The sequence below is a fragment of the Parasaccharibacter sp. TMW2.1882 genome (assembly GCF_023337635.1).
Lineage (GTDB): Bacteria > Pseudomonadota > Alphaproteobacteria > Acetobacterales > Acetobacteraceae > Bombella > Bombella apis.
Genome location: NZ_NWUT01000003.1, coordinates 24,902 through 45,772, shown reverse-complemented (window position 1 = coordinate 45,772; position 20,871 = coordinate 24,902). Strand labels below are relative to the sequence as shown.

Below are 20,871 nucleotides of genomic sequence, written 5' to 3'. Positions count from 1 at the left end.
ATGTGAAACATGATCAGCCCGGGACAGGCCTGTGCCGGTCGCCAACCAGCAGGCATTTCTTCATCACGCTGGAGAGAACTGCCTCCTTCAGGAAGCGGAACCGGCCATGCTTCGGAGGAATCGGATAATTGCTCTGTGCTGGTATCGTGCAGCCATAGATGCGGACAAGCAGCGTAAAATGGCTGAAGATGTGTCTGACCTCTCCACAATCTTCCCACTGTGCCTGCAAGGGGGCGTAGCGGGTAAAGGCCGTTTCGGCCAGTCGTGCAGGCGAAGGCGTGCTTTGGCTTTCGGACCATGGTGTGCCGGGAAGGTCGTCCGTTCCTCCCAGCAGGCCTTTCGGCGGTCGTGAGCGGAGCAGGACACGGCCTTCCGGATCGATGACACGGAAAAGAATGGCATGACGGGTCGGGCGGGCTTTCTTCTTCTGTCGGGCAGGGAGAGCTTCAGCCATGTTGCGGGCTCGGGCGAGGCAACCGTCCCGCCATGGGCACGTCAGACAGGAGGGTGAGCGGGGCGAGCAGAGGCTCGCCCCAAGGTCGAACAGGGCCTGAGCAAAATCGGAAGGGCGGGCCTGTGCTGCCGGATCGTCATTCAGATGGCTGGCAAGACGGGCCAGCAGGGGGCGGGCAGCGGGCAGCGGGTCTTCCACGGCATTGAGGCGGGCCGTGATGCGCTCCACATTGCCATCAACCGGAACGGTCGGAATATTGAAGGCAATGGCGGCAATGGCCCGGGATGTATAGGCCCCGATTCCGGGGAGTGTCTGCAATCCTTCGACCGTACGGGGAAAGGCTCCCAGCTTATGAACGGCCTGAGCACAGGCATGAAGATTTCGTGCCCGTGCGTAATAGCCCAGCCCGGCCCAGAGCTGGAGCACCTCTTCCTGCGGCGCTTCCGCCAGAGCATCAACTGTCGGAAAGCGGGCTAGAAACCGCTGGTAATAGGGAATGACCGTCTGCACGACTGTCTGCTGGAGCATGATCTCGCTCAGCCAGACATGGTACGGGTCCGCCTGCTGTCCGGGTGCGGCACGCCAGGGCAGGGTACGGCGATGATGGTCATACCAATGGAGAAGGAGGGAAGCATCAGGTGTCACGCCGGTGTCTATGACGAAGAAACAGCATCGGGGCAAGGGCTGGCCTTGCTGAAACGTTTCCGTCTGCTCCCGTGATGATGGTATGGAGAGTCCGTACGCAGCATACTGGGATGGGTCGGATGGCAGATGAAACAGGAATGAAAAAAACTGCCCGTTCATCAGCATCGGGGCAGGACCGGAAAGCGGATGGCAAGGGCTGGGGCGATTACCGTCGGGGCAAGGGCCGGATGATCGGGGCCCTGCTGCCCCCCCTGACAAAACCCATTTTCCGCAAGAAATCACCGCTGTTCGTGCGTCTGCTCATGGAGTGGGAGACGCTGGTCGGTCCAGCGCTGGCGGAGGTGAGCGAACCCTGCCGCCTGCGGCCCGGCGTGTTGACCATACGCTGCTGTGGTCCGGCAGCGGTGGAGATGCAGTACGCAGCGCCCCGTCTTCTGGCCAACATCAACACAGCCTGTGGTCTTTATGGAGATGAAGCGCTGAAACAGATCAAGCTGTTACAGGATCGGCCTGTCCAGCGTAAACCGTCCCACAGGCCCCAGAAGAAATGGAAGGATGCGGCGCCAGTTCCCGTAAATGGTATCGAGGATGCCGGGTTGAAAGAAACGCTGGAGCGTCTTGGTGGGCATATCCGGGCCAAAAAACAGGGGACAAAAAAAGCCCGCCGCTTTTGAGGGCGGCAGGCCATGCCCGTGTCATTGGCCCGAGGCCGAAGACACGGGGACAATGGGAGGATATGTCAGTCGGTCACGATATCGGCAGCCGTGTAGCCCTGCGCAAAGAGGTGCGTCCGCATCCCGGTAAAGTTGACCTGCTGTTCAATCACCTGCCGGACATTCGGCTTGGCGTGATAGGCAATGCCAAGACCTGCTGCCTTGAGCATGGGGATGTCGTTGGCACCATCACCTGTTGTCAGGCTGGCAGAGAGCTTGACGCCCCGCTCGGCACAGATGGTCTCCAGATGTTCTTTCTTGGCATCCGGGCCGAGGATTTTGCCGATCAGCTGGCCGGTGATGATGCCGTCCCTGATCTCAAGCTGGTTGCCGTAATGTTCATCAAAGCCGAGCTTCCTGGCAGCCCGCTCGGTGAACCAGTCGAACCCACCGGAGATGAGGGCCGTGCGTGCGCCATTGGCCTTCATGGTCTGCACCAGCTCCCTGATACCATCAGTGAAAGGCAGATGTTCCAGAACATCCTTCAGCAGGGATTCAGGATGGCCCTTCAGGCCGATGGTGCGCTTGCGGAGGGATTCATCAAACTCCATCTCGCCATTCATGGCACGCTTGGTGATTTCGGCTACATAGTCGCCCGTGCCTGTTGCCTTGGCCAGATCATCCAGCGTTTCGCCATCGAAGATGGTGCTGTCCATGTCGGACACCAGCACGGCTTTGCGGCGGCCACGGGTCTTGGTGAGAATGGCATCAACCTTGTAGGGAGCCAGGGCGGCACGGATTGTTGCAGGCGTGGCATCGCCGGGCCCGGGTGTCGGGCAGAAAATGTCAACGGCCTCGCCTTCGGACAGAACGACCGGCGGCTCACCTTTGACAAGATTGCGGGCAATGTCGATCGCCTCTTTGGGAAGGGTCCCATGGCGGCGATTGGCAACAAGAGTCAGAACACAGGGAAGGGACATGACATCTCTCGCTAAAAGATCAGAAGATATGGCAGGATAGGTGTATGAACTCTTCTGAAAACGCCCTCATTGTGGCGGGACCGACCTGTTCGGGCAAGTCGGCTTTGGCCTTTCATTTGGCAGACCTGTATTGTGGTACGGTCATCAATGCGGATTCCATGCAGGTTTACAGGGAGCTGCGCATCCTCACTGCCCGCCCCGGGGAGGAAGAGGAAGCAGCCATTCCCCATCGTCTTTACGGGGTATTGCCCGCAGCCATACCCGGCAGTGTGGCCTGGTGGCGGGAGCAGGCTCTGGCAGAAATCGCCGCCTGCCGTAGCGCCGGGCGGCTGCCCATCCTCTGTGGTGGCACGGGCATGTATCTCCGTGCCCTGACGGATGGCCTCGTGGAGGTCCCCGACCCCGGAGAAGCAGCCCGGCAGGAGGCCCGGACCCTGCTGGAGGCGATCGGCCCGGAGGCACTGCACGAAAAATTGATGCAGGCCGACCCACAGACGGCCTCCCGCCTGCACCCGCAGGATTCCCAGCGCATCAGCCGGGCCTGGGAGGTTCTGGCAGGAACCGGGCGAGGGCTGGCCTCATGGCAGGAGGATAGGGCACTGCCAGCGGCACCCTGCCGTTTCATCTCACTTCAGCTTGATCCCCCCCGGGACGAGCTGCGGGCTTCCATTGTCCGGCGTTTTGATGACATGGTGGCCGCTGGTGCGCTGGAGGAGGTGGCGGCCCTGCGGGAGCAGAACCTGCCCTCCAGCCTTCCTGCCATGCGTGCCCATGGTGTGCCGGAGCTGGGACAGGTGCTGGAGGGGCAGTGCAGCCTGGAGGACGCCCGGCTGGCTGCTACCCGTGCCATTGGCCGCTATACCCGCCGGCAGGCTACATGGTTCCGGCACCATAGGCTGAGCCGGGAGGGAGATGACGAAATAATATTTCAAAGAACCAGTGGAAGAGAGTTCTTTTCGAGTAAAAAAATGCGCGAAATTGAATATTTTATATCATCCAGAATTGACGGACCCGCTCCGGAACGATAGAGCAGAAGCGTTGCGTTAAACGGCGAAAGGACAGACGCCATGCCTGCCAGCGAGACAGCTCCCATGATGGCAACAGGTGCTGAAGTCATTCTGCGTGTTCTTGAGGAAGAAGGCGTGGATGTCATTTTCGGTTATCCCGGCGGTGCGGTCCTTCCCATTTACGATGCTCTCTTCAAACAGAAGAAGATCCGGCACATTCTGGTCCGGCACGAGCAGGCGGCAACCCATGCGGCCGAGGCCTATGCCCGTTCCACCGGCAAGGTCGGTGTGGTGCTGGTGACATCCGGCCCTGGTGCGACCAATGCCGTGACCGGCCTGATGGATGCGAAGATGGATTCCATCCCGCTGGTCTGTCTGGCCGGACAGGTGCCCGTGCCGCTGATCGGCAAGGATGCGTTTCAGGAAGCGGACATGGTGGGCATCACCCGGCCTGCGACCAAGAAGAGTGTTCAGGTGCGGGAGGCCGAGGCTCTGGCCCCAACAATCCGGGAGGCTTTTGCTCTGGCCCGTTCCGGCCGTCCCGGCCCGGTTCTGGTGGACCTGCCCAAGAACATCACGGTGTCCGAAGCACCCCTGCCGCCCCGTCCGGCGGAAGCAGCAGAGGGAAAGGCGACTCCGGCTCTGGATGCTCAGGCGGTCAGCCAGGCCGTCGAGGCCATGAAGAAGGCCCGCAAGCCTCTGCTTTATGTTGGTGGTGGTGTCATCAATGCCGGGCCGGAGGCGGCAAAGCTGCTGCGCCAGCTGGCAGAGAAGACCGGTTTCCCCGTGACATCCACCCTGATGGGGTTGGGGGCCTATCCGTCTTCCAGTGATCATTTTCTGGGGATGCTGGGCATGCATGGTGCCGTGGAAGCCAACATGGCGGCCCATGACTGCGACGTACTGGTCGCCTTGGGTGCCCGGTTTGATGACCGGGTGACGGGCCGTGTTGACGGGTTCTCTCCCCATTCCTTCAAGATACAGGCGGACATTGATCCCCGGGAATTCGGCAAGATCATCAAGGTTGATGTGGCTCTGAAGGGGGACCTGAAGGCCACGCTGCACGCTCTTCTGGAAGGCTGGGGAGACAGTGCAGCCCCGGACCTGTCCGGCTGGTGGCAGGAGATCGACCAGTGGCGGGCTGTTGACGGTTTCGGGTTCGAGCAGGACGGGGCCGCCACGGCCACCATCAAGCCGCAATATGCCATCAGCCGCCTGTATGAGCAGGTGAAGGCCAGCGGGCGGGACTGCTTCGTTTCCACCGAGGTGGGGCAGCATCAGATGTGGGCCGCCCAGCATTTCGGGTTTGATGAGCCCAATCACTGGCTGACATCCGGTGGTCTGGGCACGATGGGTTACGGTCTGCCTGCTGCCGTGGGGGCACAGATCGCCCACCCTGACGGGCTGGTGATTGATATTGCCGGCGAGGCATCCACCCTGATGAATATTCAGGAGCTGGGAACCATTGCCCAGTACCGCTTGCCGGTGAAGATCTTCATCCTGAACAACCAGTATATGGGCATGGTGCGGCAGTGGCAGGAGCTGGTGCATGATTCCCGCTATTCCCAGTCCTACAGTGCAGCCCTGCCGGATTTCGTGAAGCTGGCGGAATCGTTCGGCATCCGTGGTCTGCGGGTCGAGACGCTGGGCGGGCTGGATGAGGCCATCGAGACCATGCTGACCCATGAGGGACCGGTGCTGGTGGATGTGCATGTGGAGCAGGAAGAATGCTGCTTCCCGATGATCCCGTCCGGGGCCAGCCATGACCAGATGCTTCTGGGGCCGGGGCGTGTTTTCGGTGGGGCCGAGCTGACAGAAGAAGGCAAACGCCTCGTCTGAATGAAGTTTTGCCGGTCATCCTGCTCCTGTTCCGGGGCGGGAAGGCTGGATGGAGTGTTTCATGTCCGGGGAGTGTCTCCCCATCTGGGGCAGGATGATTGAGGGGCCTGCACCCGTTGTGAGGAAGGAAAAAAGTCATGCGTGTTTATTATGATCGTGATGCAGACATCAATCTGATCTGTGAAAAGAAGGTCGCCATCATCGGGTATGGCAGCCAGGGTCATGCCCATGCCAACAACCTGCGTGACAGCGGTGTGAAGGATATCGTTGTGGCGCTGCGCCCGGAATCCAAGGCAAAGGCCAAGGCGGAGGCAGCGGGTTTCCGTGTCGTTACCCCGGCCGAAGCCGCAGCCTGGGCTGATGTCGTGATGATCCTGACACCGGATGAAGGCCAGGCCGCCCTGTACAAGGAACAGCTGGCCCCGAACCTGAAGCCCGGCACGGCTCTGGTGTTTGCTCATGGTCTGGCCATCCATTTCCGTCTGATCGAGCCGAGCCCCGAGATGGACGTGTTCCTGATCGCTCCGAAGGGCCCTGGCCACACTGTGCGTTCTGAATACCAGCGTGGCGGTGGTGTGCCCTGCCTGGTGGCCGTGCATCAGGATGCTTCCGGCCAGGCCAAGGATGTAGCTCTGGCTTACGCTTCCGCTGTTGGCGGCGGCCGTGCTGGCGTGATTGAGACCAGCTTCCGTGAGGAAGTGGAAACAGACCTGTTTGGTGAGCAGGCTGTGCTGTGTGGTGGTACGATCGAGCTGATCAAGGCCGGGTTTGAGACACTGGTGGAAGCAGGCTACGCACCGGAGATGGCCTATTTCGAGTGTCTGCATGAGATGAAGCTGATTGTGGACCTGCTGTATGAGGGCGGCATTTCCAACGTCAACTACTCCATCTCCAATACGGCGGAGTATGGTGAGTATGTCAGCGGGCCGCGCGTTGTGACCCCGGCCGCCAAGGAGGCCATGCGTGAGGTGCTGAAGGACATCCAGAATGGAACCTTCGTGCGCAACTTCATTCTGGAGAACCAGTCCGGTAATGTGGGCTTCAAGGCGTCCCGTGCCCGTGATGAACAGCATCAGATTGAGCAGGTTGGCGCAAAACTGCGTGAGATGATGCCGTGGATCGCCAAGAACAAGCTGGTTGACAAGACCCGCAACTGAGGTCCGATGACCGGTCTTTACGAATGGGGAGGATTTTCCTCCCCATTTTTTATTGTGGCTTCATTTGGGCATTTTCTGTTCAGAAAGAAAGAATAGAGTTGCGTTGAGGGTTATATTCCCCTAGAGGTCAACCCTTCCGCTCCTTCATTGGGGGAGGATGCGGCAATCTGCTGGTTCAGGGGTACGTTATGGACGCACTTGCTCGACTGGGGATGGAATCGGACCTTCCGAGAGATATCCAGAATACTGAGGCAATCGATACAATCGCTGATTGTAAGGACTTTTTCATCAAGCGTGATGGGATCACCTACGCAGGGAACCATCTCCTCATCGATTTCTGGAATGCCAGAAATCTGGATGACCCCGATCAGATTGACGCCACTCTGAGGCGTGCTGCCGAGGCAGCCGGGGCGACCATTCTGCATGGTCATTTCCACCATTTCACACCCAATGGCGGTGTATCTGGTGTGCTGGTACTGGCCGAAAGCCATATTTCCATCCATACATGGCCCGAGCGTCATTTCGCCGCTGTCGACATTTTCATGTGCGGTGTGTGCGATCCCAACATGTCCGTCCCTGTCATGCAGGAGCTGTTTCAGGCAGGACGTGTGGAGATTGATGCTTTCAGGCGTGGACGTGTCAGCTCGACACGGCATACGGGCCGGTAAACCGGATAGGGAAAGGCCAGGGGGTTTTTCCCTCAATTTCCAATGGATTCCATGGAGTGTTCCTGTTCGCTGGCCAGCGTCCATGCTGGAGGGGGAGCAGGGGTAAGGAGCGGCGTCTGTGCCGGCCTCCCCGTGATGGAGGGCGGCAGGCGTCGTTGATTGAAGAAAGGATGCCGCCATGACATCTGGCACGTCTTCCGGGACCTGGTTCAACGAGGCCCTCTATCCCGATTGGGGCCAGCGTTTCAGGGTTGTGAAAGAACTGGCCTACAGGAAGTCCCCGTTTCAGGACATCCGCATTTTCGAGAGCAGCAGCCATGGCCGTGTGCTGGTGCTGGACGGTATCGTGCAGATCACGGAGCGGGATGAGTTCATCTATCAGGAGATGCTGGCTCATGTGCCGCTCTTCATGCATCCGAACCCAAAACGTGTTCTCATCATCGGGGCCGGTGATGGTGGTGTGCTGCGTCGTGTTCTCCAGCACAGGACGGTCGAGAAAGCCGTCATGGTGGAAATTGATGGCGACGTGATCGAACTCTCCAAGCAGCACCTGCCGATGTTTGGCAAGGATGCGTGGAATGACCCGAGGGCTGAGGTCATCGTTGGGGACGGGATCGATTACGTCAAGAAATCTGGTGATGCAGCCTTTGATGTCATCATCGTGGATAGCACGGACCCGATCGGCGTGGGTGATGTGCTTTTCACAGATGATTTCTATGAGAACTGCGCCCGCATCCTTTCGGATGAAGGGATCATCGTCAATCAGTGTGGCGTGCCGTTCCAGCAGGCAGATGAGCTGCGGGAGACAACGGCCCGTCGTGCGAAATTCTTCCCGCATGTCACGGCCTATCTGGCTGCCGTGCCAACCTATGTTGGTGGGTTCATGACACTGGGCATGGCCAAGAAGGGGGCTCCGCCGCACCGTCCGGACGTGGTCGAGCTGGCCCGTCGTGCACAGGGCATTGCGGAAGGCTGCCAGTACTGGACGCCAGAGGTGCATGTTGCCTCTTTCAGCCTGCCCCCCTATATCGCCCAGAACCTCCCTCGTTCATGAGGCCATAGAGAAGGATCCCCACCATGCGCCGGACTACAATCGCAGACTTCCAGACCATGAAGGATGAGGGTCGGCGGATCGCCATGCTCACGGTCTATGATTACGCTTCGGCCCTGATTGCCGAGCAGGCGGGCGTGCCGGTCATTCTGGTGGGGGATTCTCTGGGCATGGTCATGCAGGGGCGGGATACGACCCTGCCCGTGCGTGTGGAGGACATGATCTATCATGCACGGATGGTCCGCCAGGGCAGCCATAAAGCCCTTATTGTGGTCGACCTGCCCTTCCTTTCCTATGCTACCGAGCAGGATGCCGTGGATGCAGCCCGCCGTGTGATGCAGGAGGGTGGTGGACAGGCCCTGAAGCTGGAAGGCGGCCGGGAGATTGCCCCGGTCGTGCGTCGGCTGACGGAAATGGGTGTACCCGTCATGGGGCATCTGGGTCTGACACCGCAGTCCCAGCATCAGATCGGCCTGCGGGCGCAGGCAAAGCAGGTCGAGGCCGCCCGTAAACTTCTGGATGATGCCCGTGCGCTGGAGGAGGCCGGAGCTTTCGGTATTGTGCTGGAGGTCATTCCCGCCGAGCTGGCCGAGCTGGTTTCCAGAACCCTGACCATTCCGACCATCGGGATCGGAGCCGGGCCGGGTTGTGATGGGCAGGTCCAGGTCTGGCATGACGTGCTGGGTCTTTTCGAAGGCAAATCCCCTCGTCATGCCCATCGGTTTGCTGAAATCGGAGAGCAGATGGTTGGAGCCTTGTCCCATTATGTCCGGCAGGTTGAGGAAGGCTCTTTCCCGACACAGGCACAGAGCGTGAGCATGAAGTCGGATGTACTGGCCAGCCTGAAGGCGGGGGAATGACCAGCTCCCCCAGGTGGGGAACGTGGTGAAGCCTTGCCCGGGCCCGGATTGTCAGACGGGGATGAAGCTGGCAGAGTGGTGAACTTCCCCTGTATTTACAGGATAAAACAGAATGACGGATGAAACATTGAAGTCCAGCCCCCTTCAGGCGCTGCATGAAGAGCTGAAGGCCACGATGGGATGCTATGCAGGCTATGCCCTGCCCGAGCATTACCCTCTCGGCATGGAGGTGGAGCATCTTCATACCCGCAAGCAGGCGGGGCTGTTTGACATCTCCTTTCTGGGGCAGGTCCGTATCCGTGCAAAAGAGGATAATGCCGCTGTTGTTGCTGAGGCGCTCGAAGCTCTGATGCCTCTGGACATCATGGGGCTTGAGAAGAACCGGGTCCGTTATGGCCTGTTGACGACTGATCAGGGCGGCATCCGGGATGATCTGGCCATTTCCCGTCAGGAAGAAGAGTTCATCCTGACACTCAATGGCCAGAACAGGGAAGACAATGCTGATTATCTCGAAAATGCCATTGGCAATGATTGCAGGCTGATCCGGGAATTTGACCGGGCCATGCTGTCCCTTCAGGGCCCTCTGTCGGCCGAGGTTCTGGCCCGTGTGCTGGACCAGACGACCATCATGGGGATGCGGTATCGGGACAGTCTGGCCATGCAGTGGGAGGGTGGCAGCCTCATTGTATCCCGTTTCGGTTATACGGGTATGGAAGGGTTCGATCTTTCTCTGGAGGCCAGTCAGGCTGAAGCCTTTGCCCGCCGTCTGCTGGACGATCCCGATGTGGCTCCGGCCGGGCTGGAGACACGGAACAGCCTGCGGATGGAAGCCGGGCTGTGTCTGTATGGGGCGGACATCGACAAAACCACATCTCCGGTGGAGGCCGCTCTGGTCAGCAGCATAGCTGCCTGTCGCCGGGCCGGCGGAGCACGGGCGGGGGGGTACCCTGGTGCCGGGACGATCGAAGGGCAGATGGAACATGGCGTATACCGCCAGCGCGTTGGTCTGCGTCCGGAAGGGGACGTGCTGCTGGGTGGCGGTGTGGAACTCTTCTCGGATGAAGGAAGGACAGACCGGGTCGGGCGCATTACGTCTGGCTGTTTCAGTCCGACCCTGCGGGCCATGATTGCCATGGCGTATGTCACACCATCCCATGCAGCAGAGGGTACGGTGCTTTACGCCGCCGATGCGGACGGGCAGCTCCACAAGGTTTCTGTCACGGCTTTGCCCTTCGTCCCGCAGACGGCCCGCTGAGCAGAAGACACCTGAGTGAAAGTTTGTGAACAGGGCTTTACACGGCCCTGTTTTTTGGTGAGGCTCGCATTCATGCAGGGCTTGAGGCAGGCCTTGTCCGCCTTCTCCCACAGTGGGAGAGGACTGACAGGAATGTGTGTTGCCTCCGGCCATTTTTTTTGCTCAGCGTGGTTCCATCGGCAGCTGGGCGGGGCAACTCAGGGAGAGTCGAAATGAGCGAGAGCATCCATATTCTGGCACTGGTCACCATTGCTGAAGAGAAAGCCGCCCAGCTTGAGAAAGCCGTGCAGGTCTGTGCTGGTCATTCGCTGAAGGAAGAAGCCTGCCAGCGTTACGAAATTTCCCGTGATGCTGAGAAGAAGGGGCGTTTCATGGTCAGCGAGATCTGGGCCAGCAAGGACGGGTTCGAAACCCACCTTGCCAGCAAGCATTTTGGCGCTCTGGCCGGTTTCATCAAGGAGCATGGAGCCGAGCTGGAGGTCATCCGACAGCAGCCTCTGCATCCCGCATCGTAAGCTGGATTAAGGGAGAATCATCACATGGCTGATTATCGTCTTGGAATTGATTTTGGCGGCACGAAAATCGAAATTCTTGCTCTGGACCGCAGTGGCAAGGAAGTGCTGCGCGAGCGTATTCCCAACCCCGGGGTTTATGACAAGGCCATCGAGGCCATCCGGGACCTGGTGCTGAAGGCTGAGGACCAGATCGGCTGTGTGCCTGCCCATCGCATCACGGGGACTCAGCTGACATCCACTCTGGGCATCGGCATCCCCGGGTCCCTGTCCCCCGAGACAGGCCTGGTCCGCAACTCCAACGCTACATGGCTGAACAACAATGCCTTCAAGCGTGATGTGGAGGAGAGTCTTGGCCGTCCCGTGCGTGTTGAAAATGATGCCAACTGCTTCGCTTTGTCCGAAGCTGCTGATGGCGCTGGTGCCGGTTATTCCGTCGTTTTGGGCGTGATCATCGGGACAGGCATGGGCGGTGGCATCGTGGCCAATGCTCGGGTGCTCTCCGGTCATCATCACATCGCCGGTGAATGGGGTCATATCCCTCTGCCGTGGGCAAAGCCGGAAGACATGCCCATGCGGAAGTGTTTCTGTGGCAATGAGGGCTGTCAGGAGCGCTATCTCTGTGGCCCGGCACTGGCTGCGGAATGGAAGGGTGAAGGCAACCGCTCCCCGAACGGAATTGAAGAGGCGGCCCGTAATGGGGATGAAGCTGCCATCCGTGCGCTGGACCTCTACATGGACCGTTTCGCCCGGGCCTGTGCGCAGGCTGTCAATTTCCTCGATCCTGATGTGATCGTGCTGGGTGGTGGCGTGTCCAATCTTCCCAGCATCTACGAGCGTGTGCCCAAGCTGCTGCCCCGTTATGTAATTACATCGCCTTGCACGACACCGATCGTGCAGAACCGTCATGGTGACAGTTCTGGTGTGCGTGGGGCTGCCTGGCTGTGGGATGTAGCCGAAAATGGTATTTCCAAGAAAAATGCCTGATCCGGCATTGCCAGCAGCATGAGGCAAGGGCCTGCTCCTTCAGGGGGCAGGCCCTTTTTTCATGGGGCGGCCATCATGAAAAAAAACCGCCTGCCCCTCATGGAAAGGCAGACGGTCTGTTCCGATGGTGCGCTGGCCAGCCCTTCCTGCCCCGGCAAGGAGCAGGAAGAACGGGGTGGCTCAGACGGAGTAGTACATCTCAAACTCAACCGGATGCGGTGTGTGCTCAAAGCGGTATACGTCCTGCATCTTCAGCGTGATGTAGCTTTCGATCTGGTCCTTGGTGAAGACATCACCTTCCAGAAGGAAGGCATGATCGGTCTTCAGGGCCTCCAGAGCTTCACGCAGGGAGCCGCAGACGGTTGGAATCATGTTCAGCTCTTCCTGCGGCAGCTCGTACAGGTCCTTGTCCATGGCTTCGCCCGGGTGGATCTTGTTGCGGATGCCGTCCAGACCAGCCATCAGCATGGCACTGAAGGCAAGGTAGGGGTTGGCTGTCGGGTCGGGGAAGCGGACCTCAACACGCTTTGCCTTCGGGCTTGTAGCGTAGGGGATACGACAGGATGCAGAGCGGTTGGCGGAGGAATAAGCCAGCAGCACAGGGGCTTCAAACCCCGGAATCAGCCGCTTGTAGGAGTTGGTGGAGGGATTGGTGAAGGCATTCAGTGCCTTGGCGTGTTTGATGATCCCGCCAATGTAGTACAGGGCCTCATCGGAAAGGTCAGCATAGCGCTTGCCAGCAAAGAGCGGCTTGCCGTCCTTCCAGACGGACTGATGTACATGCATGCCGGTGCCGTTGTCGCCATAGATGGGCTTCGGCATGAAGGTGGCCGTCTTGCCGTAGGAATGGGCGACATTGTGCACGCAGTATTTGTAGATCTGCATGAAGTCGGCTGACTTCACCAGTGTGGCGAAGGCCGTGCCCAGCTCGTGCTGGCTGCGGGCCACTTCATGGTGATGCTTCTCGATCGGCAGACCCATCTCGCCCATGGTAGCCAGCATCTCGGCGCGCAGGTCATGTTCGCTGTCCACCGGCGGAACAGGGAAATACCCACCCTTGCGGGCCGGGCGATGGCCCATGTTGCCTTCCGGGTAGTCCTTCAGGGCAGCTTCCGGCCCTTCGATGCTGTCGAGGTGGTAGGTGCCGTAATTCTCACCCGTGCCGAAGCGGACACTGTCGAAAATGAAGAACTCGGCTTCCGGCCCGAAGAACGCCGTATCACCCAGGCCACTCTTCTTCAGGTAGGCTTCGGCCTGTTTGGCTGTCGCACGGGGGTCACGATTGTAATAGCCGCCCGTTCTGGGGTCGATGATGTCGCAGATCAGGATGAGCTGCGGGCGGGCGGAGAAGGGGTCGACCACGGCTGTTTCCGGGTCCGGCAGCAGGACCATGTCGGACTCGTTGATGGCCTTCCACCCCTGGATGGAGGAGCCGTCAAACATGAAGCCTTCCGTGAAGGTGTCCTCTTCAATGGTGCGGACCGTCTGCGTGGTGTGCTGCCATTTGCCCTTCGTGTCGGTGAAGCGGAGATCAACGAACTCGATGCCGTGCTCTTCGATCAGCTCAAAAACGCGCTGGATGGCGGCTTTCTGAGGGGAAGGGCGTTGTGCGGAAGGAGAGGAAACTGCTTTTTTCGCCATGGCTGCGTGCCTCGCAATTTTTGGACTGATACCAAAACGATTAGGGGACAATTGGCCATCTGTCGAGTGCTTGCTCATAAACTTCATTTTATGAGACAGTGCTGCCTCAGTTTTTTATAATCCCCGGCATCTGTGCCGTATGGAAAATCCATCTGGTGGTCATGTCTGCGCCTTCCCCTGTAAAAATATCCGACGCCCTTTTTTTTCATGAGACCCTGCCATGGACGCCTGATGACGTGAACCGTCAGCTTGCCAGCAGTCTTGCTGGCATGGATGACGGGGAGCTGTTTCTGGAATACCGGGAAGAAGAGACGCTGGGGCTGGAAAATGGCCTGCTGCGGACGGCTGGTTTCAACCGCTCTTCAGGGTTTGGCCTGCGGGGTGTCACGGGCAGCCAGACCATCTTTGCCCACTCGGATCTTCTGGGGATGGGGGCGTTGCGGCGTGCCGCCGAAGGGCTGGGCAGTGTAGAGCGCATGGCTCTCCGACCGGACCAGCAGGCCCCTTCCCGCCTGCAGGAGGCTGCGGCGGCAGATGGACGGGCCTCTCTTTATGGTGCAGCACATCCGCTTGAGGGGGGGGATTTCTCACAGCGTGCGGCGTTGCTGGGAGAGATTGAGGCCTATGGGCGAGGGTTGGACCACCGTGTCGTGCAGGTGAATGTGACCCTCAACACGCAGTGGCAGGTCGTGCGGATCATGCGTCCTGCGTTTCTTCAGGAGGGGCATGCAGGGCCGCTGGTGGATGTCCGTCCGCTGGTCCGGCTCGATGTTTCCGTGGTGGTGGAACAGGGCGGACGGCGGGAGAGTGGCCGTGCCGGACAGGGAGGGCGGTATGCTCTGTCCCGCCTTATGGAGCCGTCCTGCTGGCAGGCCATGACACAAGAGGCCCTGCGGCAGGCCCTGGTGACGCTGGAGGCCGTGGCGGCTCCGGCAGGGGACATGCCGGTTGTGCTGGGGGCCGGCTGGCCCGGGATTCTGTTGCATGAGGCTGTCGGGCACGGGCTTGAGGGTGATTTCAACCGCAAGGGTACGTCTGTTTTTTCCGGGTGCGTGGGCCAGCGTATTGCTGCCCCGGGGGTGACTGTTCTGGATGACGGCACCTTGCCGGAGCGGCGTGGCTCCCTGAACATGGATGATGAGGGAACTCCCACCAGCCGGACCGTGCTGATTGAAGACGGGATATTGCAGGGATACATGCAGGACCGGCTGAATGCCCGCCTGACATCAGTAACGCCAACAGGGAATGGCCGCCGTCAGTCCTATGCCCATGCGCCGATGCCGCGCATGACCAATACCATCATGGCGGGGGGACAGGCCTCGGAGGAGGAAATGATCCGCTCCACGAAGAAGGGCCTGTATGCCTGCAATTTTGGTGGCGGGCAGGTTGATATCACCTCTGGCAAATTCGTGTTTGCTGCTTCGGAAGCCTATCTGATTGAAGATGGCCGGGTTACGGCACCAGTGCGTGGGGCGACGCTGATTGGCAGTGGAGCAGCGGTGATGGAGCAGATCAGCATGATCGGCCCCGCCATGGAGCTGGACCCGGGCATAGGGACATGTGGCAAGGCCGGGCAGGGTGTGCCTGTTGGTGTGGGGCAGCCCATGCTGAAGGTGAGTGGCCTGACAGTTGGAGGGACAGCGTCCTGATGACTATCTGGAAACAGACCATTGGTCTGGTTTTCCCCGGGGCTGTCCCGGATAGATAAAACAAATGGAATATGTTTCAGATATAAATAATTTTTCATTTCTCTATTGCAAACTATCTTTTTGCTGTCGTAATGTTTTCTCATCACAACAATGGGATGATGGTTTATCGTGATGAAGACGTCCGTGCGTTACGCAGCCCTTCTGTCCAGTCTCTTTGCAGGTACTTTCGGTGCCTGTGCAGATGTGCATGCTGCGGAGACGGCTGTGGCGGCCAGTAACGGTAACGGAGCAGGTGACAGCTCGGCCCAGAAAACGGGCAAAGCTACCCAGCCGGCCAGCGCAGCTGCGGGGACGACTGTTGCGGCTTCTTCCCATGAGGCTGCTGCCCAGAAGCCGGTCGTGTCCATTGCGGAGAAACCAGCCTCCAAGCCGTTGCCGGAGCAGTGGTATACGGGGTCCCTCTATTCTCCCTCACCAGCTCTGCCTGTCCCGGGCATGATTGCTGTGGAGCCTTATGTAGCGGCTGGCCTGCCTGCCGGTGCGTTTGATTCCAACGGGCATCTCAATACCCGGAAGGGAGCCGGGGGGCAGCATTCCATTTCCCAGTTTTCGCTGGCGAAATATGGTATTACGGACCATCTGTCCATCTATCTGCTGCCGACATACAGCTATAGCTGGGGGAATCATACCAAACACTCCGGCCTGAAGTTTAATGATCTGCCGGTGGAGTTCCAGTACCGTCTGACACCGCATTATACGCCGTCCATCACGCTTTATTTTGGTGTGAATACCCCGACAGGTGATTACAAGAACCTTTCCAATGCGTCAGAGGGGGTTGGCCAGGGTGTCTGGGCACTTCGCTATGGTGTGCACAGCCAGTTTGCCCTGCCGTTTTTTGACCATGCAATGCGTGTGCGTCTTTGGGCGCAGGTCCGCCATCCGGTGGCCAGTACGAAACTGCGCAACATCACCAGTTATGGGACAGAGAAAGGTTTCACCGGGCGTGGTCATGCCGGTCCCTATGGGAATGAGGGTGGTTCAGTCGAGCTGGGTATCACCAAGAAGTGGGTGTTTGCGCTGGACCTGTACCATACCTGGGCTACATCCAGTTCGGTCAATGGGTACAATGTTTATTCAAAGAAATACATCAACTCTCGGACGGGTTGGTCTGGTGCCTTCAATGTCGGGCCTGGGATTGAATATAACTGGACGTCGAGTGTTGGTGGGATTGTCGGTGTGATCCTGCCGGTGGCCGGGCACAATACGTCCCGGTCCATCTCACCGGAAGCCGCTGTGTTTGCCGTGTTCTGATCAGCTCTTCATCGGACAGGAAAAACCCCCACCTGATTTTCAGGCGGGGGTTTTTTTCGTTTCAGCCTTGTGGGAGGAAGAAGATTCTGAAAATGCTCTTCAGGATGAAGGGAATGCCATACTGAATGGCCAGGAGCAGGATGAGGGGGGAGAAGTCCATCATGCCTGTGTCTGGTAGAATATTGCGGATGGGTTGCAGAACGGGTTCCACAAGCCTTGCCAGTATCTCAAGAAGGCTACTCACGAAGCGGTTGGTCTGAGGGTTTATGACGCCAAAACCGATGGCCATGGAGGCAAGGCAGTAGGCAAGGATGATCCATGTATAAACATCCAGCACCACCATGAGGAGATTGATGACCTGGAGATAGATGATGGCAGCATGCACAGGCGGATATCCTTCCTGATGGCGTGAGGAGATGCAGACCCACACATGTAACAATCTTCTGCATGGCTGGCGAGACCAATTGCTGGGCAGTCACGACTTGACAGTTCATGGCGTGCATGGTGTCTTGAACGGCAGATTGTGGGGCTATAGCTCAGTTGGGAGAGCGCCTCGTTCGCAATGAGGAGGCCAGGGGTTCGACTCCCCTTAGCTCCACCACGATTTTCCTGAAAAACAGCTTGGGATGGCATCGGGGAAGAGGGCTGGGACTGGTTCACTGTTTCAGTCCCGGGGGCCGTCTTGCTTTACGGTGTTGCTGGGATGGATCTGGAGATATGCTCCGCCAGCTGTATTACGAGTTTCCGCATCAGTGCGGCCGTATCGGCATCTGTCCTGACAGGCCCGTTGGCAGCGAGATGCGCAATGTTGCGGACCATCGGTTTGTGGCGATCATGCGGAACAATGGCCCAATGGGCGTTCAGTATGGCATGACCACTCACATCCACATCGAATTCGGAAATGGCAACCATGATCTGCATGTCAGCTGCCTGGGCCAGGGGCTGGTCCGTCACCAGGATGTCATGCTGGGAGGCAGCCACTTCGTTGGTGATCAGGTCCGTAATGCCAAGGGACAGGCGGGATGCCCAGCGGGAGTTGGGGCTGCGGCGGATTTCCTCCCCCTGACGGGTGATGATCTCCTGGCTGTCCAGATAGTCCGGCATGATGATCCGGCTGATCTGCACGATGGTTGTTTGCGGAGACACCTGGAGGGATTTCGTATCGGTATGGACAGGAATGCCGAGCGTATAGATGTGCAGCTGGGGAGATGCACAGCCTGCAAGCAGGGTGCAGCTTCCCAGAAGGGCAAGAACAGTACGGCGTGATGGAAACATCATGGGTGGCGTCCCATAAGCAGAAGTTGCGGATTGCGTTCCACATCGTTGGCGAACCCACGGAGAGAGGAAGCCGTTGCGGCAATATCCCGCAGCGCAGCATCCAGATTGGCTCGGTCCACGGAACGGGCGGAGAGAATGTCCTGCAGGGCCTCCAGCGTGGCTGTGGCGGAGAGGAGTGTCCTGTGGATATCCTTGCCACGCATTTCAAGCTGGTTGGTACCTGTATCAAACAGTCGGTCCAGTTTTGCCAGTGATCCATCCAGCTGGGTATGCAGGTCCCTGATGGTGGCAGTGGCAACCTGCATGGTTTCCTGCGACTGGTCGGATGTTCTCTTCAGGCTGGCAATGAGGCCGGGCAGGTCCTGGCGCAGGCCCTCGCTCAGCTCCGTGACGGATAGCAGGGCGGAATCAGCATGCTGGCTGATATCCTTGATGGGAATCTGCTCCAGTGTGTTTTTCAGCTTCTCCATGGTGGAGAGCCGGACAGGAATCTCCGGCAGTTTTGTGATGCGGGGATGCAGCGTGGCGGGAACGGATTTGTCGAAGTCCAGTTCGATGTTGGATTGTCCCGTCACGAGGCTCTGCAGGTTCAGCCCGGCGCGCAGGCCATTGTCAATCATTGTCTGGAAATTGACCTGCTTGCCCCCCGCATCGTCCTGGACAACATGCATCTGCCCGGTCTCCAGAGTAATGATGACCGGGATATAGGCTTTGTGGTCCTGTGGGTCGAAATGCAGGGTGATGCTCTGGACGGATCCGACCTTCACACCACGGAAATTGACTGGGGCCCCGACAGACAGGCCAGCAATGGAGTTCTGGAACACCACGGCAACGTCCCGTGTTTTGGAGAAGAGGCGGAGATGCCCGAATGTCATGATGATGAACAGTAGCAGCACGCCCCCAAGGACGACAAAGATGCCGATCTGGGTTTTTCTGTTGGTGGTTTCAGACATGCTGTTCGGCCTTCTGTTCTGTCTGGGAAGGGATGGAAGCAGAGCGGTGCATGAAGGCCGTCACCTCCGGGAGGGTACAGCTGTCATGCAGGGCACGGGGTGAGCCACTGGCAATGGGCCTGTGCGTGACAGCATCCAGAAAGATGCCATCATCAGCAATGGTGAAAAGGCTGGGCAGTTCGTGGCTGACAATGACGATCGTAGCCCCAAGTCCGTCACGCAGGGTGAGGATGAGGTCATCCAGCCGGGCGGAGGTGATCGGGTCCAGCCCGGCGGAGGGTTCGTCAAAAAAGAGGATGTCCGGCTCCAGCGCAATGGCCCGGGCCAGTCCAGCCCGTTTTTTCATGCCGCCGGAAATCTCGTAGGGGAAGAGATCGATGGCATGCTCCATCCCCACCAGCCCCAGTTTCAGGCGGACGAGATGGTCTATGGCATCAGGCTTGAGGTCCGTGAACATCTCCAGCGGCAGGGCGACATTCTCGCCCACGGTCATGGAGCTCCACAGCGCACCACTCTGGAAGAGAACGCCATAACGGCGGTTGATGGCCGTGCGGTGGGCGTCATCCTGCTCCCAGTAATTTTCCCCACCCACCATGATGTGCCCTGCCGTGGGGCGCAGAAGACCGATCATGCTCCTCAGCAGGGTGCTTTTGCCGCAGCCGGAGCCCCCCATGACAGCAAAGATGGAGCCTTTTTTCAGGTCGAATGACACATTCTGCTGGATGATCTTGGGCCCGAAAGAGAGTTGCAGATCACGGACGGAAATGAGAGTTTCTCTATCAGACATCATCAGATTCCAGCGGCGTTGGCGAGGACGGCAAAAACGGCATCCAGAGCGATGACCCCGACAATCCCGATGACGACAGCCCGTGTGGCGGCAATGCCGACATCCGCAGCACTGCGGCCGGCTTTCAGGCCGATCCGGCAGGCAGCCAGAGCGATGAAGCCAGCAAAAAAGAGTGCCTTGATGAACCCGAAGGCAAACTGGCTCAGTTCCACGCCGTTGAAGGTGGAGAGCCAGTATCCGGTGGGAGAAATGTCCATCATGGTCATGGAGACGACAAAACCGCCGAAAATCGAGACCAGCGTGCCATAGAGATACAGCAGCGGCATCATGAGGATCAGCGAGAGAATGGAGGGGAGCAGGATATAGCCCGCCACGGAGATGCCAGTCACCTGAAGAGCGTCAATCTCTTCATTGCCCTGCATGGTGGAGATGCGGGCTGCATAGGCTCCGCCCGTACGTCCGGCCATGATGATGGCTGTCATGATGGCGGAGATTTCACGGGCGGAGGCAATGCCCACCAGATTGGTCACATAGATTTCAGCTGCGAATTTGCGTAATTCCAGCAGCCCCACGAAGGCCAGGATGGCCCCGATCAGAAAATTGACAATGCTGACGATGAGCAGTGCCGAGGGGCCAGCATTCCAGACATCCACAAGCAGGTCCTTGAGACGCATGGAGTTTTTGCCACGCAACGTCCCGACAGCTCCCCGCATGACTTCCAGCAGCAGGGCGCTGGATGTGGCTGTCTCATGCAGGATGTCCAGCGTCTTTCCGCCAACACGGGCAAAGAAGCTTTCCCGGTCCTGCTGGTGGGGGGCGGGTTGTTCCACTTTTTCTGGCAGAAGAGCCAGAAGGCGCTGGGCGGAAGACGGCAGGGCGTGATCATCAAATGTCAGGGAGGCCTGGCAGGCGGCCTGCTTGACGGTCCACAGGAACATGATGAAGCAGGAATCCCAGCTGCCCAGTCCGTCCGGGTTGATGGACAATGTCTTCCCGCTCCCTGGGTGGGAGGAGGTGAGAGCAGTTGCCGGGAACTGCACCACATCATCCTGCAGGGCCTTCCAGTCCCCCCGGATGGTCAGGGACAGCCCGTTGGCCGTATCGTCAATGGACCATGAAGGCGGGGTGCTGTCTTTGGTGGGGGAGGGAACAGCCTGTTGTGTCATGAGGAGACGGTATGCCCT

Annotated in this window: 20 protein-coding genes and 1 tRNA gene; 13 read left to right on the top strand and 8 right to left on the bottom strand. The window is 58.9% G+C overall.

Features of this window, described 5'->3' with window-relative positions; genetic code table 11:
• Window positions 1-13: 13 nt before the first annotated feature.
• Window positions 14-1,099 carry an A/G-specific adenine glycosylase gene (locus tag CO583_RS07780; RefSeq protein WP_249103344.1) on the bottom strand — a complete coding sequence of 362 codons (1,086 nt, stop codon included), beginning with the start codon at window positions 1,097-1,099 and terminating at the stop codon, window positions 14-16.
• A 137-nt stretch (window positions 1,100-1,236) separates the two neighbouring features.
• Between CO583_RS07780 and CO583_RS07775 the strand changes: the two genes are divergently transcribed.
• Entirely contained in the window at window positions 1,237-1,773 is a 537-nt protein-coding gene (locus CO583_RS07775) for a DUF721 domain-containing protein (RefSeq protein WP_249103343.1), read from the top strand.
• A gap of 65 nt (window positions 1,774-1,838) precedes the next feature.
• Here the strand turns inward: CO583_RS07775 and serB are convergent, their stop codons facing one another.
• Complete coding sequence (serB, locus tag CO583_RS07770; protein WP_043559182.1) at window positions 1,839-2,732, bottom strand: phosphoserine phosphatase SerB; 894 nt, start codon at window positions 2,730-2,732, stop codon at window positions 1,839-1,841.
• 44 nt (window positions 2,733-2,776) lie between these two features.
• On the opposite strand from serB, the gene miaA reads away from it, so the two are divergent.
• From miaA to CO583_RS07725, 9 genes are all read left to right on the top strand, one after another.
• On the top strand, window positions 2,777-3,760 hold the full coding sequence (gene miaA / locus CO583_RS07765; protein ID WP_248630715.1) for a tRNA (adenosine(37)-N6)-dimethylallyltransferase MiaA: 984 nt from the start codon (window positions 2,777-2,779) through the stop codon (window positions 3,758-3,760).
• Window positions 3,761-3,799: 39 nt separating this feature from the next.
• Window positions 3,800-5,578: a biosynthetic-type acetolactate synthase large subunit gene (gene ilvB / locus CO583_RS07760; RefSeq protein ID WP_248630713.1), complete on the top strand. Its 1,779-nt coding sequence runs from the start codon at window positions 3,800-3,802 to the stop codon at window positions 5,576-5,578.
• 137 nt (window positions 5,579-5,715) lie between these two features.
• Window positions 5,716-6,735: a ketol-acid reductoisomerase gene (gene ilvC, locus CO583_RS07755; RefSeq protein WP_043559191.1), complete on the top strand. Its 1,020-nt coding sequence runs from the start codon at window positions 5,716-5,718 to the stop codon at window positions 6,733-6,735.
• A 188-nt stretch (window positions 6,736-6,923) separates the two neighbouring features.
• Window positions 6,924-7,403 carry an adenosylmethionine decarboxylase gene (speD, locus tag CO583_RS07750; RefSeq protein WP_043559194.1) on the top strand — a complete coding sequence of 160 codons (480 nt, stop codon included), beginning with the start codon at window positions 6,924-6,926 and terminating at the stop codon, window positions 7,401-7,403.
• Between the two features lie 178 nt (window positions 7,404-7,581).
• Complete coding sequence (gene speE, locus CO583_RS07745) at window positions 7,582-8,457, top strand: polyamine aminopropyltransferase (RefSeq protein WP_081562455.1); 876 nt, start codon at window positions 7,582-7,584, stop codon at window positions 8,455-8,457.
• Window positions 8,458-8,480: 23 nt separating this feature from the next.
• The gene (gene panB / locus CO583_RS07740) at window positions 8,481-9,314 is read left to right on the top strand and encodes a 3-methyl-2-oxobutanoate hydroxymethyltransferase (protein ID WP_043559201.1); all 834 of its coding nucleotides are present in this window, start codon (window positions 8,481-8,483) and stop codon (window positions 9,312-9,314) included.
• Window positions 9,315-9,426: 112 nt separating this feature from the next.
• The gene (locus CO583_RS07735) at window positions 9,427-10,569 is read left to right on the top strand and encodes a glycine cleavage T C-terminal barrel domain-containing protein (protein WP_043559203.1); all 1,143 of its coding nucleotides are present in this window, start codon (window positions 9,427-9,429) and stop codon (window positions 10,567-10,569) included.
• 212 nt (window positions 10,570-10,781) lie between these two features.
• Window positions 10,782-11,084, top strand: coding sequence for a putative quinol monooxygenase (locus CO583_RS07730; protein WP_043559206.1), 303 nt, complete (start codon window positions 10,782-10,784; stop codon window positions 11,082-11,084).
• 24 nt (window positions 11,085-11,108) lie between these two features.
• The gene (locus CO583_RS07725) at window positions 11,109-12,068 is read left to right on the top strand and encodes an ROK family protein (RefSeq protein ID WP_052348982.1); all 960 of its coding nucleotides are present in this window, start codon (window positions 11,109-11,111) and stop codon (window positions 12,066-12,068) included.
• Between the two features lie 180 nt (window positions 12,069-12,248).
• On the opposite strand, the gene glnA is transcribed toward CO583_RS07725, so the two are convergent.
• A complete protein-coding gene (gene glnA / locus CO583_RS07720; RefSeq protein ID WP_043559209.1) occupies window positions 12,249-13,709 on the bottom strand; it encodes a type I glutamate--ammonia ligase in 1,461 nt (486 codons plus the stop codon).
• A gap of 161 nt (window positions 13,710-13,870) precedes the next feature.
• Between glnA and tldD the strand changes: the two genes are divergently transcribed.
• Complete coding sequence (gene tldD / locus CO583_RS07715) at window positions 13,871-15,358, top strand: metalloprotease TldD (protein WP_248630711.1); 1,488 nt, start codon at window positions 13,871-13,873, stop codon at window positions 15,356-15,358.
• A gap of 171 nt (window positions 15,359-15,529) precedes the next feature.
• Window positions 15,530-16,669: a hypothetical protein gene (locus CO583_RS07710; RefSeq protein ID WP_373364559.1), complete on the top strand. Its 1,140-nt coding sequence runs from the start codon at window positions 15,530-15,532 to the stop codon at window positions 16,667-16,669.
• Between the two features lie 61 nt (window positions 16,670-16,730).
• Here CO583_RS07710 and CO583_RS07705 read toward each other — a convergent pair whose 3' ends face one another.
• The gene (locus tag CO583_RS07705) at window positions 16,731-17,054 is read right to left on the bottom strand and encodes a YggT family protein (RefSeq protein ID WP_227431471.1); all 324 of its coding nucleotides are present in this window, start codon (window positions 17,052-17,054) and stop codon (window positions 16,731-16,733) included.
• A gap of 140 nt (window positions 17,055-17,194) precedes the next feature.
• On the opposite strand from CO583_RS07705, the gene CO583_RS07700 reads away from it, so the two are divergent.
• Window positions 17,195-17,270 (top strand) — tRNA-Ala (locus tag CO583_RS07700).
• An 86-nt stretch (window positions 17,271-17,356) separates the two neighbouring features.
• On the opposite strand, the gene CO583_RS07695 is transcribed toward CO583_RS07700, so the two are convergent.
• The 4 genes from CO583_RS07695 to CO583_RS07680 are packed head-to-tail and all read right to left on the bottom strand — an operon-like array spanning window position 17,357 to window position 20,853.
• Window positions 17,357-17,947, bottom strand: coding sequence for a membrane integrity-associated transporter subunit PqiC (locus tag CO583_RS07695; RefSeq protein WP_086441836.1), 591 nt, complete (start codon window positions 17,945-17,947; stop codon window positions 17,357-17,359).
• On the bottom strand, window positions 17,944-18,900 hold the full coding sequence (locus tag CO583_RS07690) for an MlaD family protein (protein WP_043559217.1): 957 nt from the start codon (window positions 18,898-18,900) through the stop codon (window positions 17,944-17,946). Before CO583_RS07690 ends, CO583_RS07695 begins: the two co-directional genes overlap by 4 nt.
• Entirely contained in the window at window positions 18,893-19,687 is a 795-nt protein-coding gene (locus CO583_RS07685; RefSeq protein ID WP_373364560.1) for an ABC transporter ATP-binding protein, read from the bottom strand. The genes CO583_RS07690 and CO583_RS07685 overlap by 8 nt, the downstream gene beginning before the upstream one ends.
• Window positions 19,688-19,689: 2 nt before the next feature.
• Window positions 19,690-20,853, bottom strand: a complete 1,164-nt coding sequence (locus CO583_RS07680; protein ID WP_081562456.1) for an ABC transporter permease — start codon at window positions 20,851-20,853, stop codon at window positions 19,690-19,692.
• Window positions 20,854-20,871: the final 18 nt, after the last annotated feature.

What these genes read in the sequence shown, in the direction of transcription:
- CO583_RS07775 (WP_249103343.1), top strand. Translation starts at nt 1,237, where the DNA reads ATGAAAAAAACTGCCCGTTCATCAGCATCGGGGCAGGACCGGAAAGCG.
- serB (WP_043559182.1), bottom strand. Translation starts at nt 2,732, where the DNA reads ATGTCCCTTCCCTGTGTTCTGACTCTTGTTGCCAATCGCCGCCATGGG.
- miaA (WP_248630715.1), top strand. Translation starts at nt 2,777, where the DNA reads ATGAACTCTTCTGAAAACGCCCTCATTGTGGCGGGACCGACCTGTTCG.
- ilvB (WP_248630713.1), top strand. Translation starts at nt 3,800, where the DNA reads ATGCCTGCCAGCGAGACAGCTCCCATGATGGCAACAGGTGCTGAAGTC.
- ilvC (WP_043559191.1), top strand. Translation starts at nt 5,716, where the DNA reads ATGCGTGTTTATTATGATCGTGATGCAGACATCAATCTGATCTGTGAA.
- speD (WP_043559194.1), top strand. Translation starts at nt 6,924, where the DNA reads ATGGACGCACTTGCTCGACTGGGGATGGAATCGGACCTTCCGAGAGAT.
- speE (WP_081562455.1), top strand. Translation starts at nt 7,582, where the DNA reads ATGACATCTGGCACGTCTTCCGGGACCTGGTTCAACGAGGCCCTCTAT.
- panB (WP_043559201.1), top strand. Translation starts at nt 8,481, where the DNA reads ATGCGCCGGACTACAATCGCAGACTTCCAGACCATGAAGGATGAGGGT.
- CO583_RS07735 (WP_043559203.1), top strand. Translation starts at nt 9,427, where the DNA reads ATGACGGATGAAACATTGAAGTCCAGCCCCCTTCAGGCGCTGCATGAA.
- CO583_RS07730 (WP_043559206.1), top strand. Translation starts at nt 10,782, where the DNA reads ATGAGCGAGAGCATCCATATTCTGGCACTGGTCACCATTGCTGAAGAG.
- CO583_RS07725 (WP_052348982.1), top strand. Translation starts at nt 11,109, where the DNA reads ATGGCTGATTATCGTCTTGGAATTGATTTTGGCGGCACGAAAATCGAA.
- glnA (WP_043559209.1), bottom strand. Translation starts at nt 13,709, where the DNA reads ATGGCGAAAAAAGCAGTTTCCTCTCCTTCCGCACAACGCCCTTCCCCT.
- tldD (WP_248630711.1), top strand. Translation starts at nt 13,871, where the DNA reads ATGTCTGCGCCTTCCCCTGTAAAAATATCCGACGCCCTTTTTTTTCAT.
- CO583_RS07710 (WP_373364559.1), top strand. Translation starts at nt 15,530, where the DNA reads ATGAAGACGTCCGTGCGTTACGCAGCCCTTCTGTCCAGTCTCTTTGCA.
- CO583_RS07695 (WP_086441836.1), bottom strand. Translation starts at nt 17,947, where the DNA reads ATGATGTTTCCATCACGCCGTACTGTTCTTGCCCTTCTGGGAAGCTGC.
- CO583_RS07690 (WP_043559217.1), bottom strand. Translation starts at nt 18,900, where the DNA reads ATGTCTGAAACCACCAACAGAAAAACCCAGATCGGCATCTTTGTCGTC.
- CO583_RS07685 (WP_373364560.1), bottom strand. Translation starts at nt 19,687, where the DNA reads ATGTCTGATAGAGAAACTCTCATTTCCGTCCGTGATCTGCAACTCTCT.
- CO583_RS07680 (WP_081562456.1), bottom strand. Translation starts at nt 20,853, where the DNA reads ATGACACAACAGGCTGTTCCCTCCCCCACCAAAGACAGCACCCCGCCT.